Below are 4,206 nucleotides of genomic sequence, written 5' to 3'. Positions count from 1 at the left end.
TTGCAGGGTGCGGGCCGGCAGGGTGGTGCGTTCAAGGTGGTCTTCGTGGGTGTTCCACCACACCACTTCCACGGCGGGCAGTTCCAGCGCTCCGGCACGGGTGGGCACCAGGGCTTCGCGGTCTTCACGGCTGCCGACCAGGCCGCGGTCGCGGGTCTCGTTGCCCAATACCGGTTGATCCGGGTAGCGCCGCAGGCCGTTGACCTCGGTACTGGGCAGCGCCGGCAGTTGCGCGCTGGACAGGCCTTCGACCTTGACCGTGAGGCTGCGCGTCAGTGAGTCACCGACCTGCACATGCTCCGGCGCGGGGTTCCAGGCTTCGTTCAGGCTCAGGCTGCGCGCCGGCAACCACGGCGCGTCGGCGGGGTAGAACTCGGGCTTGGGCTTGACCGTCAGCGCCAGGGGCGCCGAGCTTGCGTGGATCAGCTTGCCCGGCTTGGTGCCCTGCAGGGTGTTCTCCTGCGGCGGGCGCGACTCCACCAGCGTGGCGCTGAACGTCTGCGCCGCAATTGCCAACGGCCCGCTGCGCTGGGGGTAGATCGCGTAGCGGGTTTCGATCACGCCATGGCGAATGCTGTTGATGACTTTTTCATAGGTGCGCGACTCGCCCAGTTGCTCCACGCGTGCATCGGGGATTTGCAGGGGCGTCAGGCTGCTGTCGTCGTACAGCGACACCGAATGATACACGCGCACGGTCAACAGGGCCTGGGCCTGCACGTAGACGCTGGTCTGGTCGAGGCTGGCTTCGACAAACACCGGCGCCAGTTCGGCGCTGGTGTTCTGGCTGGCGGTTTCGACCACCTGCAGGGTAATCGGCTGGGTCTTGAGCTCGCCCACCTGCAGAGGCGGGATCACCACCGTGCCGTTTTCCCTGGGCAACAGGGTGATGATCCAGCGTGTGGTCGCGTGGTTATCGCCGCCCAGGGTAGTGAGTTGGTTGATCTGGCGCGTGCCGCTGACTTCGAACTGCGCATCCAGGGGCGACAGGTCGGGTTTGCCGAACTGGGTCACGTCGCTGGACTCCACCGTCAGTTCCACCGTTTCCCCGGAATTGAGGCGGCTGCGGTCGACGCTGGCGACCAGGTTCGCCGCCTGGGCGTGGCCTGCCGACAAGGCGAGCAGGAGCAGAAGGGTGGTGCGGCGGCTCATCGAGTCTTGTCCTGATGCTGTTGCTGTTCGTACCAGAATTTGCGCCGCAGCAGCTCCCCGGGGTTGTCCGGGATCTGCTGCAGCCATTGCTCCAGCGCCTGGCGGTGTTCGCCGTCAAGGCTGGCATCGGTTGGGCGCAGCGGCGGCGTGGTGGTGTGCTCATCGCCCAGTTCGCTGCCGGGCACTTCGTTGCTGCCGGTGGGCGGCGCGGTAGCCGTGTCGGTAGCGCCGTTGCCGGTCTGGCCCTGGCCCTGGGTGGATTGCTCGCCACCCTCGGCCTTTTGCCCGTCGGCGCCCGGTTGCGCAGTTTGGCCGGGTTGGGTGGTTTCGTCATCCTGGTTTTTTTCCGGCTCGTCGGGCTCGGGCTGCGCGTGTTGCTGCAGCAGGCTTTCCACCAGCGCCTTGTTTTTCAAGGCCGGTTGCAGATCGGGCTGGGCTTCCAGCGCCTGTTCGTAGGCATCGACTGCAGCTTCCAGCGCACCGGATCTGGCCAGGGCGTTACCCCGATTGTAGTGGGCGTAGGCGGTGTCAGCTTCGGCAAAACGCTTGATGGCCTCGACGTAGTTACCCGCTTCATACAGGGCCACGCCTTGCCATTGCGGGTCCTGGAAGCGTTCGGCGGCCTCGGCGGGGCGTTTTTTCTTCAGCAGGTACTGGCCCTGCTGGTCGGGGCGCAGCCACAGGTCCTGGAATTCGAAGGCGTAGCTGGGCTGCGGTGCGGCCATCAAGAGCAGCGGCAGGCAAAACAGCCAGCCGCGCCGTCCCGCGCAGGCGGCCAACAGCAGCAGCGGCAGGAGCAGCCAGTAACCCTGGTCGGCCCAGGTGTCCAGGCGCAGACGCTGGCCGTCGTCGCGCAGGGTTTGGGGCGGATCGAGTACGCCCAGTTGCCGCAGGTCTTTGTCGTCCAGGCGCGCCGCTCGGTAGCGGCCGCCCATTTCGCTGGCGAACGCCTTGAGGGTCGGGCTGTCCAGGCGCGGGATCAGAATCGCACCCTGTTCGTCCTTGAGGAATTCGCCGCTTTCCTGGGTGACCGGCGTGCCTTCACGGCTGCCGATGCCGAGGATTGTCAGGCTTGGCGCCTGGTTACCTTGCAGCAGCAGACGAATGCCCTGGCGTTCCTGCTTGGACAGCGACGAGCCGATCAGCAGCAGGCGCCCCTGGCCGAGGCCGCCGTGCTTGAGCAGGGCGAGGGCCTTATCCACCGCGAGGTCGGCGCGGTGGCCGGGCTCGGGCATGATCGAGGGGCGCAGTGCTTCGAGCAGGTTACGGCTGGTGGCCAGGTCGTCGGACAGCGGCACCAGGGTGTGGGCGCTGCCGGCATACACGACGATGGCGGTTTGCGCATCCGTGCGCGCCTGCAACAGGTCGTACAGCTTGCGCCGCGCCTGCTCGAGGCGATTGGGCGGGCTGTCGGTGGCGAGCATTTCGGGGGTGAGTTCCAGCAATACCACCAGCGGGTCGGAAGGCTTTTGGCTCTGTTGTTCAACCCGCTGCCAACTGGGGCCCAGCAGCGCCAGCACGGCCAGCAGCCAGGCGATGCCCAGCACGACCCAGGGGGATTTGCTTTCGCGACCGTTGCCGCCGCTGAGCAGTACGGCGTGGAAGGCCGGCGGCAGGATGATCTGCCAGCGTCCGGCGCGCTTTTGCCGGTGCCACAGTTGCCACAGCAACCAACCGAGCAGCGGCAGCAGCAACAGCCACCAGGGGCGCAGCCAGTGCGGCCACAAGGCGATCATCGACGCCTCCGCAGGCGCAGGCGCTTGAGGCGCTGTCGCCATTCAGGGCTTTGTGGCAGGAACAGGCCCCTGCTCGACAGTTTGTCGTACAGCCGCTGTAAGGCGTTGTTCGGCCAGCGCTCCTGCACCACCAGCAACAGGCTCAGCAGCAACGCCAGGGCCAAAGGGCCGCTGTACAGCGCGTGAGCGGGGCGGGCGCGGGTGGGTTGCTGTTCGACGGGTTCCAGGGTGTCGAGGGTGGCCTTGATCTGTTCCAGCTCCTTGCCATCACGGGCGCGGAAATACTGGCCGCCGGTCGCCTCGGCGATGGCCTTGAGCGCCGGTTCGTCGAGGTCCAGGCTCGGGTTTACGCCCAGAATGCCCAGGGAGCCGGTTTGCTCGGGGTCGGCGCCGATGCCGATCGGGTAGATTTTCACGCCTTCTTCAGCGGCCAGGCGCGCGGCGGTGAGCGGGTCGATTTGCCCGGCGTTATTGGCGCCGTCGGTCACCAGGATCAGCACGCGGCTTTGCGCCGGGCGCTGACGCAAGCGTTTCAAGGCCAGGCCGATGGCGTCGCCGATCGCAGTGTTCTTGCCGGCAATGCCGATGCGCGCTTCGTCCAGCCAGGTGCGCACGGTGCGCCGGTCGAAGGTCAGCGGCGCTTGCAGGTAGGCCTGGCTGCCAAACAGGATCAGGCCTACGCGGTCGCCCTCACGCTCTTCAAGAAAGTCACCGAGCAGGTGCTTGACCAGGGCCAGGCGGCTGACGTCCTCGTCCTGCCAGTGCATGTCGGGAAAGTCCATGGAGCCGGAGACATCCACGGCCACCAGCAGGTCGCGGCCACTGGCGGCAATCGGCAGCGGCTCGCCAAGCCATTCCGGGCGTGCGGCGGCGGTCAACAGCAGCAGCCACAGCACCACGTACGGTGCCTGCTGGCGCCAGCCCGGCAGATTGATCCGGGCGCGGCGCCGGGCCAGGCTTTGGAGGTCGCTGAGGTAGCTGACCTTCAAGGCCGGTTCGCCGCTGTCGGCCATCGGCAGGATGAGGCGCATCAGCCACGGCAACGGCAACAGGACGAAGATCCACGGCCAGGCGAACTCAAACATGTTTGCGAATCCAGGTGTCGACGGCTTGGGTCAGGCCGGCGATGGCCTTGTCGTCGAGTTTGCATTCGGGCTTGTAGGCGCCTTCGACCAGCACCATCCAGCGTGTGAGGCCGGCGGCGGGGCAGCGGTTATCCAGGAACGCCAGCCATTTGCGGCCGTTGAGGGTGTGGCTTTGGCTGTAGGGGTAGTCGTTGCGGCACAGGCGCTTGAGCAAGCCATTGAGTTGTTGCAGCCAG

At 66.7% G+C, this 4,206-nt stretch carries 4 protein-coding genes; all 4 read right to left on the bottom strand.

All coding sequences use genetic code 11. The annotated features are described in order from the left end of the window. On the bottom strand, window positions 1-1,149 hold a 1,149-nt coding region (locus BFP96_RS00620), incomplete at its 3' end, for a BatD family protein (protein ID WP_065935382.1). Continuing rightward, window positions 1,146-2,885: a tetratricopeptide repeat protein gene (locus tag BFP96_RS00615; RefSeq protein WP_065935381.1), complete on the bottom strand. Its 1,740-nt coding sequence runs from the start codon at window positions 2,883-2,885 to the stop codon at window positions 1,146-1,148. The genes BFP96_RS00620 and BFP96_RS00615, both read right to left, overlap by 4 nt. Further along, complete coding sequence (locus BFP96_RS00610) at window positions 2,882-3,970, bottom strand: vWA domain-containing protein (protein ID WP_065891782.1); 1,089 nt, start codon at window positions 3,968-3,970, stop codon at window positions 2,882-2,884. The genes BFP96_RS00615 and BFP96_RS00610 overlap by 4 nt, the downstream gene beginning before the upstream one ends. Beyond that, window positions 3,963-4,206 (bottom strand): DUF4381 domain-containing protein (locus BFP96_RS00605; RefSeq protein WP_139113297.1); only part of this gene is annotated, 244 nt, incomplete at its 5' end. The genes BFP96_RS00605 and BFP96_RS00610, both read right to left, overlap by 8 nt.

The organism is Pseudomonas sp. 34 E 7, from assembly GCF_900005715.1.
Classification (GTDB): domain Bacteria; phylum Pseudomonadota; class Gammaproteobacteria; order Pseudomonadales; family Pseudomonadaceae; genus Aquipseudomonas; species Aquipseudomonas orientalis_A.
Note: the sequence above shows the minus strand (reverse complement) of the source record. Positions and strands in the feature narration are given on the sequence as shown.